Annotated in this window: 13 protein-coding genes and 2 rRNA genes; 11 read left to right on the top strand and 4 right to left on the bottom strand. The window is 74.5% G+C overall.

Annotated elements, in window-relative coordinates; all coding sequences use genetic code 11:
* From AB0I41_RS05380 to AB0I41_RS05365, 4 genes are all read left to right on the top strand, one after another.
* Nucleotides 1–209 (top strand): 23S ribosomal RNA (locus tag AB0I41_RS05380); the annotation flags it as partial.
* Between the two features lie 87 nt (nucleotides 210–296).
* Nucleotides 297–413, top strand: a 5S ribosomal RNA gene (gene rrf, locus AB0I41_RS05375).
* A 275-nt stretch (nucleotides 414–688) separates the two neighbouring features.
* Complete coding sequence (locus AB0I41_RS05370; protein ID WP_357102091.1) at nucleotides 689–1,084, top strand: NAD(P)-binding domain-containing protein; 396 nt, start codon at nucleotides 689–691, stop codon at nucleotides 1,082–1,084.
* Nucleotides 1,084–1,314 (top strand): hypothetical protein, encoded by a 231-nt coding sequence (locus tag AB0I41_RS05365; RefSeq protein ID WP_357102089.1) that lies wholly within the window; start codon nucleotides 1,084–1,086, stop codon nucleotides 1,312–1,314. The genes AB0I41_RS05370 and AB0I41_RS05365 overlap by 1 nt, the downstream gene beginning before the upstream one ends.
* Before the next feature lie 64 nt (nucleotides 1,315–1,378).
* Here the strand turns inward: AB0I41_RS05365 and AB0I41_RS05360 are convergent, their stop codons facing one another.
* Nucleotides 1,379–3,187, bottom strand: coding sequence for a VanW family protein (locus tag AB0I41_RS05360; RefSeq protein WP_357102107.1), 1,809 nt, complete (start codon nucleotides 3,185–3,187; stop codon nucleotides 1,379–1,381).
* A gap of 165 nt (nucleotides 3,188–3,352) precedes the next feature.
* Here AB0I41_RS05360 and nudC point away from each other — a divergent pair, with 165 nt between their 5' ends.
* Nucleotides 3,353–4,270 carry an NAD(+) diphosphatase gene (gene nudC / locus AB0I41_RS05355; RefSeq protein WP_357102087.1) on the top strand — a complete coding sequence of 306 codons (918 nt, stop codon included), beginning with the start codon at nucleotides 3,353–3,355 and terminating at the stop codon, nucleotides 4,268–4,270.
* Between the two features lie 30 nt (nucleotides 4,271–4,300).
* Here nudC and AB0I41_RS05350 read toward each other — a convergent pair whose 3' ends face one another.
* Nucleotides 4,301–5,473: a polysaccharide biosynthesis protein gene (locus AB0I41_RS05350; RefSeq protein ID WP_357102085.1), complete on the bottom strand. Its 1,173-nt coding sequence runs from the start codon at nucleotides 5,471–5,473 to the stop codon at nucleotides 4,301–4,303.
* A gap of 65 nt (nucleotides 5,474–5,538) precedes the next feature.
* Nucleotides 5,539–7,761 (bottom strand): hypothetical protein, encoded by a 2,223-nt coding sequence (locus AB0I41_RS05345; protein ID WP_357102083.1) that lies wholly within the window; start codon nucleotides 7,759–7,761, stop codon nucleotides 5,539–5,541.
* Between the two features lie 145 nt (nucleotides 7,762–7,906).
* Here AB0I41_RS05345 and AB0I41_RS05340 point away from each other — a divergent pair, with 145 nt between their 5' ends.
* Nucleotides 7,907–9,625: a hypothetical protein gene (locus tag AB0I41_RS05340; RefSeq protein WP_357102081.1), complete on the top strand. Its 1,719-nt coding sequence runs from the start codon at nucleotides 7,907–7,909 to the stop codon at nucleotides 9,623–9,625.
* Complete coding sequence (locus tag AB0I41_RS05335) at nucleotides 9,622–9,786, top strand: hypothetical protein (RefSeq protein WP_357102079.1); 165 nt, start codon at nucleotides 9,622–9,624, stop codon at nucleotides 9,784–9,786. The genes AB0I41_RS05340 and AB0I41_RS05335 overlap by 4 nt, the downstream gene beginning before the upstream one ends.
* Nucleotides 9,787–9,859: 73 nt before the next feature.
* Here the strand turns inward: AB0I41_RS05335 and AB0I41_RS05330 are convergent, their stop codons facing one another.
* Entirely contained in the window at nucleotides 9,860–11,020 is a 1,161-nt protein-coding gene (locus tag AB0I41_RS05330) for a glycosyltransferase family 4 protein (RefSeq protein WP_357102077.1), read from the bottom strand.
* A 260-nt stretch (nucleotides 11,021–11,280) separates the two neighbouring features.
* Between AB0I41_RS05330 and AB0I41_RS05325 the strand changes: the two genes are divergently transcribed.
* The 4 genes from AB0I41_RS05325 (at nucleotide 11,281) to AB0I41_RS05310 (ending at nucleotide 19,342) form a co-directional block, all read left to right on the top strand.
* A complete protein-coding gene (locus AB0I41_RS05325; protein WP_357102075.1) occupies nucleotides 11,281–12,942 on the top strand; it encodes a substrate-binding and VWA domain-containing protein in 1,662 nt (553 codons plus the stop codon).
* A complete protein-coding gene (locus AB0I41_RS05320; RefSeq protein WP_357102073.1) occupies nucleotides 12,939–17,264 on the top strand; it encodes an alpha-(1->3)-arabinofuranosyltransferase in 4,326 nt (1,441 codons plus the stop codon). The genes AB0I41_RS05325 and AB0I41_RS05320 overlap by 4 nt, the downstream gene beginning before the upstream one ends.
* Nucleotides 17,261–18,076, top strand: coding sequence for a class I SAM-dependent methyltransferase (locus AB0I41_RS05315; RefSeq protein ID WP_357102071.1), 816 nt, complete (start codon nucleotides 17,261–17,263; stop codon nucleotides 18,074–18,076). Before AB0I41_RS05320 ends, AB0I41_RS05315 begins: the two co-directional genes overlap by 4 nt.
* Nucleotides 18,077–18,145: 69 nt before the next feature.
* Nucleotides 18,146–19,342, top strand: a complete 1,197-nt coding sequence (locus AB0I41_RS05310) for a DUF3068 domain-containing protein (RefSeq protein ID WP_357102069.1) — start codon at nucleotides 18,146–18,148, stop codon at nucleotides 19,340–19,342.
* The last annotated feature ends 26 nt before the right edge of the window (nucleotides 19,343–19,368 follow it).

Here is a 19,368-nt window from a genome sequence, read left to right as displayed (position 1 = left end):
TGTCCCGCCAGGGGCACGGCTGGTTAGCTACGTTCGGAAGGGATAACCGCTGAAAGCATCTAAGCGGGAAGCCTGCTTCAAGATGAGGTATCCCATCACCCTTCGGGGTGGGTAAGGCCCCCAGCTAGACGACTGGGTTGATAGGCCGGAAATGTAAGCCCGGTAACGGGTTCAGTTGACCGGTACTAATAGGCCGAGGACTTGACTACGAAGCTGCTACGCGTCCACTGTGCAACTCCCGACAAACGAACAACAGACCAGCGTTTTGTTGGTGTTGTTTGACATGTCGATAGAGTTACGGCGGTCATGGCGGAGGGGAAACGCCCGGTAACATTCCGAACCCGGAAGCTAAGCCCTCCAGCGCCGATGGTACTGCACTCGGGAGGGTGTGGGAGAGTAGGACACCGCCGGACAAACATTCATTCAGGCCCACCCCCTCAGGGGTGGGCCTGAATGCATTTCCACCCCGAAAACCGACCCGCCCCTCGTTCGGCGAATCGCCCGGGGCGACCTCGTCTTCTCGGTACCGTCGGTGCGGGACCCGCCCCCGCCGCGTGGTCCCCCGCCGTGACGGCGGGAAACGTGACGTGGAGTACGCCTCGTCCGCAATCGGGACGGACCCGTCGGGGTACCTGCTCTCCCGTACGACCGGAACTGACCGTCGGCACCGGCGGAGGCAGGAGTGGTCATGAAGATCGGAATCATCGGCTCGGGGCACGTCGGGGGGACGCTCACCCGACGGCTGCGCACCCTCGACCATGACGTGACAGTCGCGAACTCACGGGGACCGCAGACCCTCACGGACCTGGCGCAGGAGACCGGTGCCACCGCCGGCACGCTGGAGCAGGCCGTGCAGGACGCCGAACTGGTGATCGTGGCGATTCCCGTGCTGGCCGTGCCGGCGCTGCCCCCGGAACTCTTCGACGGCAAGGTGGTCGTCGACGCCGACAACTACTACCCGCAGCGCGACGGCGACATCGCCGAGCTGCTGGACCGCAGCCTCAGCTCCAGCCGCTGGACCGCGGAGCACCTCAAGGGCGCCCGGGTGGTGAAGGCCTTCAAACCATCCAGGCCCAGCACCTGATGGACAACGGCCGCCCGGCCGGCGCCGGCGACCGGATCGCGCTGCCGGTGGCCGGCGACGACGCCGACGCCAAGCAGCTGGTGATGCGACTGGTCGACTCGCTCGGCTTCGACCCGGTGGACGCCGGCACCCTCGACGGAAGCTGGCGGCAGCAGCCCGACACCCCGGTCTACGGCGCCGACCGCGACGCCGACGGGGTACGGCGGGGGCTGGCCGAGGCGCGGCCCTGAGGGGGCGTACGACAGAGAGAAGCCCCGCCGGCGACCAGCCGGCGGGGCTTCTCCGTGCCCGGGGTCAGGACGGCTCGGGGCCGCAGACGAAGCGGGGCTCGGCGTCGTACGTCCAGCTGAACTTCTCCCGCTTGACGACCTTCCCGTCCTTCGTGATGACCCGGAAGGCGTCCTGGCTGAACCCGTCGCTCCCTACCGCGGAGATGCACTTGGGGCCGGGTTCCAGGTGGACCGTCTTCGGCTTGGTGATGTTGCGGCGGGGGCCGTACTCGGTCTTGACGCTGTCGTAGATCTTCGTACTCCAGATCGACACGGTGATCGTGCTCGACGTGTACGAGGTGTCGATCAGGACCCCGTGCGAGGTGTTGTTGCGGAACTTGAAGTCCAGGTCCGGCCAGAAGATGGTCGACTCGATCACCGCCGGGTAGCGGCTGAAGTAGAACGAGTGCGGCTTGTGCTCGACGTCCTGCAGCCCGGCGTAGTACGTGGCGTTGAACAGCGTGGTGGTGAACTGTGAGACGCCGCCGCCCACCCCGGGCACCAGCTTGCCGTTGACGATGACGGGGGCGTCCTGGTAGCCCTGGTCGTACCCGCGCTCGCCGGTGTGGCCGTTGAGGGAGAAGGTCTCACCCGGCTTCACCACCGTGCCGTCGACGTCCTTGGCGGCCTGGACGATGTTCTGGCTGCGCGGCGAGGCGAGCCCGCCGGGGAACCGGGTGGTGAAGGTGGAGACCCGCTCCCTGATGCCCAGCGCGCCGAGCTTCTCCTCGGTCAGCTCCGGCTCGGCCGGCTTGAGCTGGCCGCTGATCGTCCGCCCGTCCGCCTTGGGCAGGACGGCGAGCAGGTCGCGACCGAGGGCGGCCGAGTCCAGCTGCTGCCCGGAGCGACCGGGCACCACCTTCGGCTTGCCGCCGGCGATCGTCATCGTCGCGTCCCTGGGCGCCGACTCGATCGCCGCCAGCTTGTCGCCGAGGGCGGCGCGCAGCCGCTTCACGTCCACCCGGGGGCTGAGCTTGCCGGCCTCGTCGGCGGAGAAACGCAGGCCGCGCGCGATCGCCGCCGGCGGGATGGTCACCGTGCCCTTGTCGGTGGTCAGCGTGACCGGGGCGGCGACCGCCGGCTCGGCCAGGTCCTCGACCAGCCGATCCACCTCCTCGGCGGTGGTCGCCGGGGCCTTCTCCACCAGCGGCACCGTCACCGGCTCGCCGGCGAGCCAGCCCTTCGTGACGACCTGGGCGGAACGCTCCCGGTCCAGGGACAGGGCTGGCTTCGGGTACACCGGCTTCGGGGTGGTGCCGGTGAAGATGATCGTCGGCATGGTCATCTCGCGACCCTGCTTGCCCATGATCTTGCGCAGTGCCGCGTCGAGCCGGTCGGCGTCGACCGTGACCACCGGGTCGACCGTGCGGGAGCCGAGCAGCCGGCTCACCGCGTGCGCCTCGGCCTCGGTTGCCGCCGCCACCGTGGCGTCGACGTTGATGGTCAGGCCCACGTCGGCCGGGCTGATCTCCGCCCGCTGCTCCCCCACCAGCACGGTCAGCGGGGCGTTCAGGGTGCCCGCCCGCCGCTCCAGCTCGGCGCGCAGCTCCCGGGCCGCCTCGTCCCGGCTCCGGCCGCCGAGTTCGGCGCCGAGCACCGTCGTGCCCCGGGGCACGTCCCCGGCGTACGCGTAGGCGCCGGCACCGGCAACGCCGGCCAGCACCGCGGCGGTCAGGCCGCCGGCGAGCAGCAGCCGGCTGCGACGCCACCACGGCCCGCCCGAACCGGCGGGCTTGCCGGCCGGTTCGTCGTCGGCCGGCCAGGTCACCGCGGTCACCTGCACCGTGGGCCGGTCGTCGGAGACCTGTTTGTCGCCGTAAAGGGTCACTGCCACCTCGATCGGGACGTACCACATGGGGGTTACGGACCCCCGGAAGACGTCTACGGTAACCAACGCGCGGGCCGGTGGACACCGTGCGGCCGGCCACCCCGCGGACCGCGTGTCGGCCATACCCGCCCCGGTCACCGGGCGTGCGTGTCGCCGTGGCACCGTGTCCGGGTGGGCGATCGGGTGCTGGCGTACGGCGGCGGGTGGCTGGACCGCGCGGGGGCGCTGCGCGCCGACCGGGAGTGGATCACCGGGCGGCTGACCGACCCCCGGGCCGTGCTGCTGCCGCTCTGGCGGGACCACTGCCTCGTCACCGCCGACCAGACGCCGGTACGGCTGCACCCGGCCGACACCGCCGAGGTGCTCGCCGCCGCCGACGAGACCGTCTTCCTCGGCCTGGACGACGGGGCCCCGGTCTTCGCCGTCGACCTCTCCGGGCGGACCGCGGCCGAGGCCGCCCGGCTGGCCGGCGCCGCCGCGACCGCGGACGTCCGCGCCCTGGTCGCCTGGCTCGACCCGGCCCAGGCGGCGGTGCAGGCGTACGCGCGCGGGCTGCTGCACTGGCACCGGCAGCAGCGGTACTGCGGCAGCTGCGGCTCGGCCACCGTGGCGCGCGACGGCGGGCACGTGCGGGCCTGCTCGGGCCCGCGCTGCGGGCGGCTGCTCTTCCCCCGGATCGAACCGGCGATCATCGTGCTGGTCGAGGCGCCCGGATCGCCCGACCGCTGCCTGCTGGCCCGGCACGCCGGCGCTCCTGAGGGGGCGTACTCCACGCTCGCCGGGTTCGTCGAGGTGGGCGAGAGCCTGGAGGACGCCGTCCGCCGGGAGATGGCCGAGGAGGCCGGGGTGACCGTCTCCGCGCTGTCGTACCAGGGGTCGCAGGCCTGGCCGTTCCCGGCGGGGCTGATGGTCGGGTTCCGGGCCACCGCCGCCTCGGAGGAGGTCCGGGTGGACGGCGAGGAACTGCTGGAGGCGCGCTGGTTCACCCGGGACGAGCTGCGCCGCCGGGTGGCCGAGGGACGGCCGCTGGGGCGGGCCGACTCGATCGACAACCACCTGCTGGGCAGCTGGCTCGCCGCCGGCGACTGACCGTCCGGCGGCGGTCGGGCCGGGTGGGGGTCAGGGCCGGCGGGACGGATCGCCGGGGCGGAGGACCAGCCAGGCCAGCACGGCGGCGGTCAGCGCGGCGGTGCCGAGCGCGCAGATGAGGACCCCTTCGACCGTGCGCGGCGCGACCAGTACCGCCGCACCGGCCAGGCCGGCGGTGGCCACCCAGAGCGGCGCGGCGGGGAACCGGGCACCGCTGGCCACCCGGTCGTTGATCAGCAGGAAGACGACCGCGTAGAGGGCCCCGGTGGCGGCGAAGAGCGGGGCCTCGCCGGCCAGGTGCAGATAGTCGGCGCCGCCGGCCAGCCTTAGGGCCAGTTCGCCACCGACTGCGGCGGCCGCCACCAGGACCGCGCCGCAGGCGAGGATGACCGCCAGCCCGAGTGCCCGGGCCCGCCGGTCGCCCCGCGCCAGGTGGGGCAGCGCGAGCAGGGTCACCACCTGCGGCGCCCAGAGCGCGCCCTTGGTGAGCACCGAGCCGACCGCGTACGCCCCGGAGCCGTCCGCCGGCAGCAGCTGCCGAGCGAGGATCAGGTCGGCGTACGAGATGGTGAGCATCGCCAGCGTGGCCGCGCACGCGGTCATCACGTGGGTGGGTCGCAGGTCGCCCTCCGGTGCGGCGGGCGGCCCGGGGCGGGCGGAGCGGGCCAGGCGGGCCAGCAGCGGCAGGGCGAGCAGCCCGGTCACCGTGGCGAGCAGCAGCGCGGTGACCGCGCCCCCGTCGAGCGCCAGGCCGGCGATCAGCCCGCCGTAGCGGCCGAGGGCGAGCACGGTCATCCCCGCGGAGAGGCGCAGGAAACGCTGGTCGCCCTGGAGCTCGCCGAGCCAGCGGCCGGCCAGCACGGTGGCGAAGGTGGTCGCCGCGAGCAGCAGGGTCAGCGCCACCGGCAGCCGCAGCAGCACGGTCAGCAGCGGCGCCGCCACGACCGTGACCCCAGTGGTGGCGCCGGCGGTGAGCAGCGCCAGCCGGCCGGTGGGGGTGGGACCGTGCCGGGCGCGGTGAACCGCGACGGCGATCTGCAGGCCGAAGCCGGGTACGGCCGCGATCGCGCCCAGCGCGAGCACGGTGGCCAGCGCGCCGAGGTCGGCCGGGTCGAGCCGGCGGGCCCCGAGCATCGGGACGAGATAGGCCAGCGCGTTGGTCAGCATGGTGGCCGCGGTGACGGCGACACCGGCCGCACCCACCGCGGCCCTGCCCCCGCCACCGTCGGCCGTGGTCCCCGGCGGCGCCGTCCGGGATTTTCCGGTGGTCACTCGGGCTTCGGGATCGGATTGCCGATCGAGATCTCGTTCGTGCAGAGGCTCAGGTCGGCCGACCCGCTCACCGTCAGCTCGACGGCGTCCGCACCCCCGCCGATTTCGAAGAACCGCTGGTTGAGCCCCTTCTTCACCGGGAACTCGTGGGTGCCACGGCCGAGTCGCAGCACTGCGGTGCCGTCGCCGGAACTGAGGTAGCCGATTCGGACGATCCAGAACCAGTCGTCGCGTGGCTTGTCCAACGGCATCCGTACGGTCCGGCCGTCGGTGACGAGGTAACCGCAGCCCTCCTGGGGGCCCGGCGTGATACTGCTGCCCTGGATCATGGCCACCTGCACCCGGCCGAGGCCGTCCATCACCGAGGCGTTCTCCGTCTCGTGCACGAACACCGGCCGGCTGCCGGCTGCCGCGAAGAACCGGGACTGGAGGTTGTAGGGCCAGGAGAGTTCGGGGACCACTCCGCCGGGGACCGGGGTGTCGAAGAAGACGGTGCCGGGCGGTGCGCTGGCCAGCTCGATCCGTGCACTCTCCAGGTAGGACCGGCCGTACTTGAGGGCCCACTCGTCGCTGTACCGGGAAGTCGTCCACGCGGTGCCGAGCATCGCCGCGAACAGCACCAGGACCAGTCCCGCGGCGACCACCTCGCGGTATCGCTCGGGCACCCCGGCCAGCCAGTCCACCGGTGGGGCCGGCGGCGGGCGTGTCCCGTCGGCCGGATTGGCTTCCGGCCCGATGGGGCGGTCGTCGCCGGCGGGGTCCCGGTCGGTCGCCGGCTGTGGTGCGGGCCCGGGCGCCGGCTCGCTCTCGTCGAGCGGCGGCTGACCCCGCTCCTGCTCGACGTGCGCGAGCGCCTCGGCCGCCGGCCCGTCATCGTACGGGGCCTCGGCGTGGATCACACCGACGCGCGAGGAGAGGGGCACCGCCCGCGGCGCGACCGGTTCCGGCTGCCGGACGGGCTCGGGCGCGGTGACCGTCGGGGCGGACGGGCCCTGCTCGTGGGTCGTGGCGGACGCCGGTTCCGCTGCGGCCGTCACGACGCTGGTGCTCCCGCCCGCCCCCGCCCGGTCGATGCCCACCAGGGCGACCCCGATGCAGACCGCGGCGACCACCACGACATCGCTGACGTACCTCGGCACGCCGCCGGCCACCCCGCTGTAGACCGAGCCGAGCCGGGTGGCGGCCAGCAGTGCCGCGACCAGGAGGAGGTAGCCACCGAGCAGCGTCCAGGCCCGGCCGGCCGCCCGGTCGCGTCGTACGGTCAGCAGCACCAGGACGCCGAAGACGGTCCACGCGATCCAGGTGCCCAGTTCCGGCGGGGCCACCACCGGAGCGCCGTCGCCCGCGCCCAGCCAGCGCCACGGCCCGCCGAGCAGTCCCGGCACGAGGGTGGAGCCGATCAGCTGGGTGAGGAAGGAGAACACCTCACCGACGGAGTCCGGGCGGCGCAGGGACGACTCGGAGCGGAGCAGGTACGCCCCGAGGAAGGCGCCGGTCACGGCGGTGAGGGTCACCCACGACGGCCACCACCGGCGCAGCGTGGTGAGAACCGCGCGGATCGGCCCACCCTCGCCGAAGAAACAGGCGGTGAAGAGGAAGACCAGGGGCACGACCAGCAGGGCCTTCTCGAAGAAGAGCAGACCGAGCAGGACGGCGAGGGCCAGCGAGACCAGATGACGGTGTCGCCCGGTGCGCACGTACTTCAACTGGGCGCCGAGGGCGAGCACCATGGCCAGCTGCATCGGCAGCATGTTGGCCCCGACCGCCCACCAGGAGGTGGCCTCCAGGGTCAGCGGGCTGAACAGGAACAACCCCAACGGGACGAGCAGCAGCCGGCTCGGCCGCAGCAGGGTGCGCAGCAACCGGTAGACGGCCACGCTGAGGACCGCCTGACCGGCCGTCATCATCAGCGCGTACGGCCAGTAGGTGAGGCCGAAGGCGTTGGTGACCAGCCAGATCAGCAGGCGGCCGGCGGGCATGAAGTGGTTGTTGTAGAGACTGAGCAGGTATCCGACGGTGAGGTTGGACTCGGTCGCCTGCGTGATCATCACGTAGTCGTCGGCCGCGAGGTAACCGCGGAAGGCGATCTGCGTCCGCCAGACCACGCTGATGACGATCATCGCGACGGCGGCGGCGCGGATCGGATCCGTGCGTACCAGTGCCCCGGCCCGGCCGGCACCCTCACGCGTCGCGTCCACCTCGGATCCCGTCAATGTCATGGCGGAAGATTGCCACACGGCCACCTGGCGTCCCATCAGGTCATCGGGTGGTTCAGGGGTCTCCGGGGCGCGGCGGTGGCCGCGTACAGTGGCGAGCCACCACGGGGCGGTCGGGCGCGCCCGGCGGGCAGGTGGGGGGCGACGGATGCGGGGACGGCTGGTGCCGTACGGCGTGGCCGCCGCCGTGGCGGCGGTGGTGCTCGCCCCGCTGGCGCTGCCCGGGTACGTCCTCCGCTACGACATGGTCTTCGTGCCCCGGCAGGCGTTGAGCTGGGACGTGATCGCCCCGGCCTCGGCGCTGCCCCGGGCCGTGCCGCAGGACGCCGTGGTCGCGCTCGCCACCCAGCTGGTGCCCGGCTGGCTGCTGCAACGACTGGTGCTGGTGGCGATCCTCTGGTTCGCCGCGCTCGGGGCCGCCCGGCTGGTGCCGACCACGCGGACCGCCGTGTGGGTGGTCGCCGCGCTCGGGTACGCCTGGACGCCGTACCTGGCCGAGCGACTCCTGATCGGACAGTGGGGGCTGCTGCTGGCGTACGCGATGCTGCCCTGGCTGGTGGCGGCGGCGCTCGGGGTGCGTGCCGGCCGGCCCGGGGCGCTGCCCCGGCTGCTGCTGGCGGCTGCGGTCTGCGCGATCACCCCGACCGGCGGGGTGCTCGCCCTGGCGGCGGTGGCGGTGCTGCTGCCCGGCCGTTACCCGGGCGCCGCCCGTCGGGCCGGGACGGCGCTCGCGGCGGCGGTGCTGCTCAACGCGCCGTGGCTGGTGGCCGGGGCGGGCAGCGCCACCGGGGGCCGCTCCGACCCGGCCGGGGTGGCGGTCTTCGCCGCCCGTGCCGAGAACTGGGGCGGGTCGCTGGTGGCGCTCGCCGGCACCGGCGGGATCTGGAACGCGCTGACCGTCCCCGCGTCCCGGCAGGCCGGCGTGGTGCCGCTGGCCACCGTGCTGCTGATCCTCCTCGCCGGGTACGGAATGGCGCTGCTGCGCCGGCGGTGGCCGGCCGGCGCGGCCGGCCGGCTCGGTCTGCTGGCCGCCGGGTCGTGGCTGGTGGCCGCGCTCGGCGTGCTGCCCGGCGGGGCCGCGCTGCTCGGCTGGCTGGTCGACACGGTGCCCGGGGCGGGGCTGGTCCGCGACGGGCAGAAGATGCTCGTCCCGTACGCGCTGGCCCTCGCGGTGGCCGGGGCGCTCGGCGCGGAACGGCTCGCCGACCGGCTGGCGGCGCGGTTCGACCCGGCCACCGGCCGGGTGCTGCTGGCCGGCGCGGCGCTGCTGCCGGTGGCGCTCGTGCCCGACCTGGCCTTCGGGGCGCTCGGCCGGCTGGCGCCGGTCAACTATCCGACGGACTGGGCGGTGGTGGCCCGGCAGGTGGCCGACCGGCCGGGCGAGGTGCTCTCCCTGCCGTTCCAGGAGTACCAGCGGTACGCCTGGAACGGCGGGCGGGTGGTCATCGACCCGGCCCCGCGGTACCTGTCGTCGCCGGTGCTGATCGACGACACCCTGCGGGTGGGTGACGTCGCGGTCGGCGGGGAGGATCCGCGTGCGGCCGAGGTGCGCGACCTGCTCGCCGCCGGACGGCCGCTGACCGGCGTCGGGGTGCGCTGGGTGCTGGTGCAGCGGGCCTCCGGTGCGCCGGTGCCCGCCACGGCGCTGGTCGGGTTGCGTCCGGTCCACACCGGACCGGAGCTGGCCCTCTACGAGAACCCGGCCTGGACGGCCCCGGCCGGGCGGGGCGGCCCCGGACCGGTGGGTGTCGCCCACCTGCTGGCCGGAACGGTGGTGCTGGCCCTCGGTTTTTCGGGCACTGCGCAGGTGCTGCGACGCGTGGTAGCGTCCCGGCACGCGAGTCCCGCGGAAGGAGAAGGTGGATGAGGAACCTGCCCGCGTTCGTCGCCGTCGGGGTACTCGGGGTCGTGCTCGGCCTGCTCGGCAGCGTCGGTCTGGCGAGTGCGCTCAGCCCGTCCGCCAAGGAGGCCGCCAACACCAAGGTGAGCGAGCAGAGCTCCGAGAGCACGCTGTACGGCACCCGCTGAACCACTGTCGACCGGGGCGTCCGCTGTTGCGGGCGCCCCGCTCGGGTGTCCGGCGGAGGTGCCCGTCCGCCCGTCAGGAGGTCGCGGTGAGCCGGGCGACGAGCTGCGCGAAGCGCGCCCCGGTCGCGGCCCAGGTGAAGCGGGCGGCGTGGGTCAGTGCCGCCTCACCCATCGCCTTGCGCCGTACGTCGTCGGCGAGCAGCTCGCGTACCCGGTCGGTGAACTCGCGCTCGTCGTCGACCAGCAGGCCGGTCTCGGTGTCGACCATCGCCTCGGCGACGCCGCCGGCGTGGCGGAACGCGATCGTGGGGGTGCTCCGGGCGGCGGCCTCGACGATGGTCAGGCCCCAGCCCTCCTTGATCGACGGGGTGAGGGCCAGCCAGCAGGAGGAGAGCACCGCGTGCTTCTCCTCCTCGCTGACGAAGCCGGTGAACCGGACCCGGTCGGCGATGCCGAGGGAGTCGCCCAGCTCCCGCAGCGGCTGCTCCCACCAGCCCTGACCGGCCACCACCAGCTCCAGCTCCGGCAGTTCCCCGGCCAGCTCGGCGACCGTGCGCAGGGCGATCTCGATCCGCTTGTGCGGCACCAGGCGGCCCAGCACCAGCAGCGACGGGTGGTCGGTGCGGGGCAGCGGCGGGCCGGTCACCGGCGAGGTGCCGTTGGGCACCACGTCGATCCGCCCGGCGTCCACCCCCAGCTCGGCCAGCTCGGCGCGGCTGGCCTGCGAGACCGTCACGTAGCGGCAGCGCCGGTAGAGCCGGACCGCCAGCCACGACTCGATCCACCAGCCCAGCCGGCACATCCACGGGCCGAAGACCACCGGCCACTGCTCCCGGTGCACGTGGTGCACCAGGGCGAGCACCGGGCGGCCGGCGTAGAGCGGGGCGAAGAACGGCACGCCGTTGCAGACGTCCACCACCAGGTCCGGCAGGCCGAGGCGGCGCCGGCCCAGCGGGCCCAGCCCGAACCGGCCGGCCAGGTAGGTCAGCGCGGCGCGGGCGTACACCGTGTGCCGGGAGCCGCGGCGCAGCACGCGTACGCCGTCGGGGTTGGTCTCCTCCGGGTCGCCGTGCCGGTGGGCGGCGCAGAGCAGCGTCACCCGGTGACCGGCGGCGACCAGCTCGGCGGCGATCCGTTCGAGATAGACCTCCGAGCCACCGCCCTCCGGGTTGCTCGTGTCGCGCCAGTTGAGGAACAGCACGTGGCGAGCGGTGGTGCTGCTGGAGTTGTCCACGCTGCTCCTACCGGTCAGTAAGCGGCACGATCGCGCCACCCTAGGGCGGCCCGGCCCGCGTACGCAATGGGTCGGATCGGCAGCGACGATCGGATAACAGCTCCTCGATCCGGGGTTTGCCGGGGACCCGAAACCTTGGCAGGGTGTGTCAGCGCGGAACGATGCGATGCCGGTGAGTACACGGCCGGGGCCGTCCGCGAACCCGTGACCTGCGGCAGCGTGCCGACGGGCGGGCGGGACGACGAGTAGGGGAGGCGGCCGTGGTGCGCGACGTGCCGGCACGGTTGCTCGCCCGCCGTTCCCCGGTGGTGCTGCTCAGCGCGGCCCTGGTGCTGCTGCTGGTCGGCTGGGCCGGGTACGGCTGGCTGCGCGACGAGCGGGTGACGCCGGAGTGCCTTGAGCGGGTACGGCTGCGGGTGGCCGCCGCCCCGGTCGTCGCCCCGGCGGTGGACCGGATCGCCCGCGCCTCGGTCGGCCGGCAGCCGTGCGTGTCGATCGCCGTGGAGCCCCGGGAGTCGGACGCCGTCGCCGCCGAGCTGGCGGGCGGCGCCGAGGTGGCCGACGCCTGGCTGCCCGAGTCGACGTTCTGGCTGCGTCGGGCCCGCGCCGCCGGCGCCTTCGAGGTGCCCGGGCAGGGCACGTCGGTGGCGAGCACCCCGGTGGTGCTCGCGGTGACCGAGCGGGCGGCCCGCCGGTCGGGCTGGCCGGCCAAGCCGCTGACCTGGGCGCCGCTGCTCGGCCCCCGGGCCCGCGCCGGCACGGTCGGGCTCCCCGACCCGGCCGCCGACCCGGCCGGGGTGGGGGCGCTGCTCGGCGTCCGGGAGCTCGCCGCCGGGGAACGCGACCCGGGCGGGGTGGTGGCGGCGACACTGCGCCGGCTCGCCGGCAACACCTTCAGCCCCGCCGGCACGCCGGCCGCGCTGCCCCCGGGCGGCGGGCTGCCCGGCCGCTCCGACGCGGTCGCCACCACCGAGCAGGCGGTGCTCGGGCACAACGCGCTGGCCGGCGCCGACAAGCTGGTCGCCGCGTACCCGGAGGTGGCGGTCCCCGCGCTCGACCTGCCGTACGTCGTGCTGCCCGCCGCGCGCGACGCCGTGCGGGGCGCCGCCGCCGGCTTCCTCACCGACCTGCTGACCAGCTCCTCCCGGGAGGTGCTGACCGGGTACGGCTTCCGCACCGCCGCCGGCTACCCGCCGGCGATGCCGCGCGACCGCCGGCTCGACCCGGCGGTACGCGAACCGGTGGCGCTGCCGGCCGAGGCGACGGTCACCGAGATGCTGACCGGGTGGAGCGGCGTGCAGCGCACCGCCCGGATCCTCACCGTGCTGGACATCTCCGGCTCGATGGCCGCCCGGGTGCCCGGCGGCGGCACCCGGCTCGATGCCACCCTGGCCGCCGCCCGGGAGGGCGCCGGGCTGCTGCTGGACAACAGCGAGCTGGGGGTGTGGGTCTTCGCCACGAAGGTCGACGGCGACCGCGACTACCGGGAGATCCTGCCGGTCCGGCCGCTGCGCGCACAGCGGGCCGCGCTGGCGCAGCGGCTGGCCGAGGTGAAGGTCAAGCCCAAGGGCGGCACCGGCCTGTACGACTCCACCCTGGCCGCGTACCGGGACGCCCGGCGGCACTGGACCCCGGGACGGATCAACCTGGTGCTGGTGATGACCGACGGGCGCAACGAGGACGCCGAGGGCATCGACCGGAAGAAGTTCCTCGCCGAACTCGCCGCGATGCAGGACCCGCGCAAGCCGCTGCCGATCGTCTTCGTCGGCCTCGGCCGGGACGTCGACCCGGAGGAGCTGAAGGCGATCGCCGAGGTGACCGGCGGGCAGGTGCTCCGCACCGACCAGCCGAAGGGGATGCGGCGGCTCTTCTTCTCCGCCCTGGCCAACCTGAGCTGCCTGCCCCCGGAGTGCCGCCGGTGACCGCGTCCGCGTCGCGGCGGGTGCTGGACCGGATCGTCCGACCGGTCCGCGAGGCCCCCGCCACCGCGCTCTGCCTGCTGCTGCTCACCGTCGCGGCGTTCGCGCAGCGCCCCGGCCAGGTCACCTTCGACACCAAGCTCGACCTGGCGGCGAACCCGCTGCACTTCATGGCCCGCGCGCTGCATCTGTGGAACCCGGAGGCCACCTCCGGGGAGCTGCAGAACCAGGCGTACGGCTACCTCTTCCCGATGGGGCCGTTCTTCGGCGCGGGGCAACTGCTCGGCCTGCCGCCGTGGATCACCCAGCGGCTCTGGTGCGCGCTGCTGTTCTGCGTCGCCTTCTACGGCCTGCTGCGGCTGGCCCGCGCGTTCGGCATCGGCACCGAACCGACCCGGTACGCCGCCGCGCTCGGCTACGCGCTGGCGCCTCGGATGCTCACCGAGATCGGCGCGCTCTCCTCGGAGGTCCTCGCCGCGGCCATGCTCCCCTGGGTGCTGCTGCCGCTGGTCCAGGTGAAGCGGATCGGCTCGCCGCGCCGGGCCGCCGCGCTCTCCGCGCTGGCCGTGCTCGGCATGGGTGGCATCAACGCCGCCGTGGTGCTGCTGGCCCTGGTGCTGCCCGGGGTGTGGCTGCTCTCCCGCCGCTGGGACGCCGCCCACCTGCGGCTGGTCGGCTGGTGGTGCGTCGGCGTCGTCGGGGTCTGCCTCTGGTGGATCGTGCCGCTGCTGCTGCTCGGCCAGTACAGCCTGCCGTTCCTGGACTACATCGAGTCGTCCACCACGACCACCGCGGTCGCCTCGCTGTTCGAGGCGGTACGCGGCACCAACCAGTGGGTGGCGTACATCGTCCAGGGCGACCCGTGGTGGCCGGCGGGCTGGCTGCTGATCGACCATCCGGCGCTGATGGCGCTCACCGCCGTGGTGGCGCTGGTCGGCCTGGCCGGGCTGGCCGGCAACCTGCTGCCCGAACGGCGGTTCCTGGTGCTCGGCTTCCTGGCCGGGCTGACCCTGCTCACCATGGGCTACGTCGGCAGCCTGGACAGCCCGCTCTCCGAGCAGGTCCGCGCCCTGCTGGACGGCCCGCTGGCGCCGTTCCGCAACGTGCACAAGCTGGAACCGGTGCTGCGGCTGCCGCTGATGCTCGGCTTCGCGCACGGCGTCGACGCCTGGGTCGCCCGGCTGCACACCGCCGCCCGGCGCCGCCGGCCCGGCCTGCGGCTGCGCCCGGTGGTGTTCGTACCGGTATTCGCCCTGGTCCTGGGCGCGGCCGTGCCGGCCTGGACGGGGTTGCTGCGCCCCGGCCCTGGCTGGTCGGACCTGCCGCCGCACTGGCGGGCCGCGGCCACCTGGCTCGCCGACCGGGACGCGCTGGCCCGCACGCTGGTGGTGCCCGGCTCCGGCTTCGGCCAGTACGACTGGGGGCGCACCGTCGACGAGCCGTTGCAGTCCCTGGCCGGGGCGCCCTGGGCGGTGCGTCATCAGATCCCGCTCGGCTCGGTCGGCAACACCCGGATGATGGACACCGTCGAGACGGTGCTGGCCGGCGGGCACGGCTCGGCCGGGCTGGCCGACTTCCTGGCCCGCTCCGGCTTCCGCCACCTGCTGCTGCGCAACGACATCGACCGTACGCAGGTGGACGCCCCGCCGGTGGCGGTGCTGCGCCGGGCGCTGGCCGGGTCGCCCGGGATCACCCGGGTGGCCACCTTCGGCAGCACCGACGCGGTCGGCCGGGCCGCCGGCAGCCCGGTCGACGACGACGCCGGCCCGCTGCCCGCCGTCGAGGTGTACCAGGTGGACCGCCCGGTGCCGGCCGCCTCGGCGGTGCTCACCGCGGACGTGCCCACGGTCAGCGGCGGCCCGGAGTCGCTGCTGCCCCTGCTGGAGCAGGGCCTGGTGGAGCGGGACCGCCCGGTGGTGCTGGCCGGCGACCGCCCCGACGCCGACGTGGGCGCCACCGGCGACCGGTGGATCGTCACCGACGGCCTGCGCCGCCGGGAACGGGACATCGGCCGGGTACGGGACAACCTCAGCCAGACGATGACGGCGGCGGAGTCGGGCCGGCAGGGCCGGGTGGCCCTCGACCTGCTGCCCTTCGGTGGCCGCCGGCACCAGACCGTCGCCACCTACCAGGGGCTGCGTGAGGTCAGCGCCTCCACGGCGGCCAGCTTCGTGGACAACCTGGCCCCGGCCGACCCGTCGCACCTGCCGTTCGCCGCCGTCGACGGCGATCCCGACACGTCCTGGCGCTCGGCGCCGCTGACCGGGCCGGTGGGGCAGTGGCTCCAGCTGGACCTGGACACCCCGCGCGAGGTCCAGCAGGTCTCGCTGGCGTTCGTCGACGACCTCGGGGTCGGCTGGCCGGTTACCCGGTTCCGGATCAGCACCGACCGGGGCTCGGTCGACCACGACGTCGCCGAGGGGCTGGGCGCACAGCCGTACTACACCCTGCCCGGCACCACCAGCACGATCCGGATCACGGTGCTGGCGGTGGCCGGCAACCGGCTCGACGGCGGGGTGGGCATCCGGGAGTTCAGCGTCCCCGACGTCACGGCCCACCGGGCGCTGCGGGTGCCGACCGACCTGCCGGCCACCGGCACCGGCCCGGTCTCCTGGTCGTTCAGCCGGGGCGCGGGGGACCGGCCCGCCTGCTTCCCGGCCGCAGCGCCCGGCTCCGGCGCGACGCCCGCCGGCTCCGACGGGGAATCGGCCGGTGCCGACGCGGTGCCGGTCGCGCAGACCACGGCGGGCGTCCGGCCGGCCGGCACCGTGGTGCGCTGCGACCGCTTCCTGGCCCGGGTCGGTGAGGAACCGCTCGGCGTGGACCGGGTGTTCCGCAGCACCACCGCGGGCACCTACCGGCTGACGGTCACCGCGGTGGCCCGTCCGGGTGGCGCGGTGACGCCGGCCGGGGCGCCGGTCACCGCCGGCGCCTCGTCGTACCTGGCCGGCGACCCGTCCGTGGCCCCGTACGCGGCGGTCGACGGGGACCCGGGCACCGCCTGGCTGGCCGGCACCGGCGACCTGCGGCCCACCCTCACGCTGAAGTGGCAGGGGAAGCGGCGGCTCGACCGGCTGCGGCTGCGCCCGGCCGACCTGCCGGCGGGTTCCCTGCCCACCCGGGTCGAGGTGGTCGCCGGTGGCCGTACCCAGCTCGTGCCGGTCGGCGCGGACGGCCTGGTCCGCTTCGCCGCGGTGCGTACCGACCGGGTCGAGATCGTCGTACGGGAGGCCACCGACCGGGTGGCGGACCGGCGCGGCAACGGGTGGACCGCGACCGTCGGCATCGCCGAGGTGGAGATCCCGGGGCTGGCGATTCGGCCGCTGCCCGCCGGCACCCGGATCGCCGCGCCGTGCGGCACCGGCCCGGCCGTGGAACTCGACGGCTTCCGTTACGACACCGCGGTCACCGGCACCCTCGGCGACGTCGTCGCCGGGCGGCCGATGCCGGTCACCCTCTGCGGGGAGACCGGCGCGGTGATGGACCTGCCCGCCGGCGGGCACCGGTTGGTGACCTCCCCGTCGCGCGGCTACCTGGTGCGGGACGCGACGCTGCGGCCCACCGCCGGGTCGGCCGCCGCGCCCCGGCACCGCGACGTGGCGGTGCTCGACTGGGCGCCGACCGAGCGCCGGGTACGGGTCGCCGGCGGGGAGAGCGCGCTGCTGGTCGTACCCGAGAACGCGAACGCCGGGTGGACGGCCACCCTGGACGGACGGGCGTTGCCGGCCACCCGGGTCGACGGGTGGCAGCAGGCCTGGGTGCTGCCGGCGGGGGCCGGCGGCGAGGTGCGGCTGGAGTTCGCCCCCGACCGCGCCTACCGGGGCGGGCTGGCCGTGGGCGCGCTGATCGCGCTCGGCGTGCTGGTGCTCGCCGCCTGGCCGGTGCGGCGGCGGCCGGAGGGCGGGCCGCCGCTGCCCGCCGAGAGCGCGCCCTGGTTCGTCGGGGCGCTGCTGGTGGTGCTGCTCGCCGCGCTCGGCGGGGTGCTGCCGGTGGCGATCGTGCTCGCGGCGATGCTGCTGCGCCAGCTCGCCCGCCGGGCGCTGCCGGTGGTGGTCTTCGGCGGCCTGACCGTGGCCACGGTGGTCGCGGTCGCCGGCCGGCTGCGCGGGCACGGCCAGGAGTGGGCGTACGGGACGTGGGTGCAGGCGGCGATGCTGGTGGCGATCGGCGCGGTGGTCGCGGCGGTGGTCCCGGTCCCCGGCGCGGTCCCGGCGACCGACGGTCCCGGGCCGGCGACGGGGGATGACGAGGCCGGCGCGACAGCTCCGGCGGACGGTGACCGGCCGACCGCCGGTGAGGACGAGGACGGGACGGTAGTGCGATGACCGTTGGACAGGGACGGGCGGCCCGCCGCCGGTTCGCCACGTTGGGCCGCTCGGTTGCCCTGTTCCGGGCCTTCCTGGTGGAGCAGACCGATCCGGACCACTTCTACGGCCTGCTGGCCGACGACTCGGTACGCCAGGTCTCCGGCTACACCGGGCTGGCCGGGCGGACGGTGCTCGACGTGGGCGGCGGCCCGGGCTACTTCGCGCAGGCGTTCCGGGCCGCCGGCGCCCGCTACGTGGGCCTCGACCCGGACGTCGGGGACTTCTCCGCGGCGGAGTCCTCGGCCGGGATGCTGCGCGGCAGCGGCATCGCGCTGCCGGTGCGCAGCGGCGGCGTCGACGTCTGCTTCTCGTCCAATGTGCTCGAACACGTCCCGGAGCCGACCCGGATGCTGGACGAGATGGCCCGGGTGACGAAGCCCGGGGGCGTCCTCTTCGTCTCGTTCACCCCGTGGCTCTCGCCATGGGGCGGGCACGAGACCGCGCCCTGGCACTACCTGGGCGGGCAGCGGGCCCGGCGGCGGTATGAGCGGCGCAACGGCCGTCCGCCCAAGAACCGGTTCCGGGAGACGCTCTTCCCGGTCTCCATCGTCGACGCGCTGCGCTGGGCCCGGGGCAACCCGGAGGTCGAGGTGCTGGACGCGCTGCCCCGCTACCACCCCTGGTGGGGCCGGTGGATCGTCCGAATTCCCGGGGTGCGGGAAATCGGCTCGTGGAATTTCCTGCTCGTGCTACGTCGGGCCGGTGCGCAGCCGGACGGTGCCGGGCAGGTGGAGCAAGTAGGACTGACCGGGGGTCGCGGCCAGATGTGACCAGGTAGTAACCTCGCGGCCATCTCACCGATCGACAACGACGAAATTGAGCTCCGCCAGGGAGGAAACATGAAGCACCGCGCCATCGGTGCCGTGCTGTTCGGGGTCGGCGTACTGCTCCTGGCGCTGGCCGCCGGGCTGGTGTTCGTCGTGGCCCCCGCGCTGACCAAGCTTCCGTACGACCTGAAGGCTTCGACGTCGGTGGCGGAAGCCAGCAACGCGAAGTTCCTCCAGATCAGCAACGGGGTCATCAAGGTCAACGACGGCGACCTCAGATCCACCGTCCTGGTCAACCAGCTGCGCGACGAGACCGCGAAGCTCGGCGGCGACCTCGACGGCAAGGCCGTGGTGTGGCAGGTCGGCCAGACCGTGGACCGCGCCGACAACAAGGAGCTGGTCAGCGCGTACGGCGCGCAGCTCGCCCTGGACCGGGTCTCCGGCGAGGCGCTGAAGTGGCAGGGCCAGTGGCTCGACGACACCGGCCAGCGCGACACGGGGATCCAGTTCGCCGGCCAGATCTACAAGTTCCCGTTCCACACCGAGAAGCGGGACTACCAGATCTTCGACCGCGACCTGCGCCAGGTCCGCGACGCGAAGTTCTCCGGTACGGAGACCATCAAGGGCATCGAGACGTACCGGTTCGAGCAGGTCATCACCGACGAGCCGCTGACCCTCGACGCGAGCCGGCTCACCCCGCTGCTGGCCACGTTCGCGCCGGGCGCGACCGACGCCAAGCTCGTCTACAGCAACCAGCGCACGGTCTGGGTGGACCCGGTGACCGGGTCGTACATCAAGGTGCGCGAGGTGCAGAAGAAGATCCTCACCCCGAACCTCGGCACGCCGACCACACTGCTGGACGCGGACTTCGCCTACAACGACGCGACCATCACCGCCTCGGCCAACCGGGCCAAGAAGAGTCGGGACAGCCTCCAGCTGCTCGGCGTCCACGTGCCGGTCGGCCTGGCCGCGCTGGGCCTGGTGCTGATGATCGGCGGCCTGCTGGTGGCGCGCCGGGGCGCGGTCGCCGCGGCCGGCGAGGCGCGGCACCGCGTGGACCCGCCGGTGCCCGCTCCGGTCGACGCGCCCACCCGGCACGAGGAGCCGGTCGTGGAGCGGGAGCGGCCGACCGCCGAGCAGCCGGCCGTGGGCCACGAGGGCGGCCTGCTGAGCGACGAGATCCCGCCCGCGTCGACGAACTGGCGCGCGGACGAGGAGCCGACGGTGCCGACCCAGCGTGCCGGGTCGGACGAGCCTGAGAAGCACTGACGCGACAGCGGCATCCCGAAGGGGCG

The organism is Micromonospora sp. NPDC050200, assembly GCF_040656135.1.
Taxonomy (GTDB): domain Bacteria; phylum Actinomycetota; class Actinomycetes; order Mycobacteriales; family Micromonosporaceae; genus Micromonospora.
This window is presented reverse-complemented; position numbering and strand designations above follow the sequence as displayed.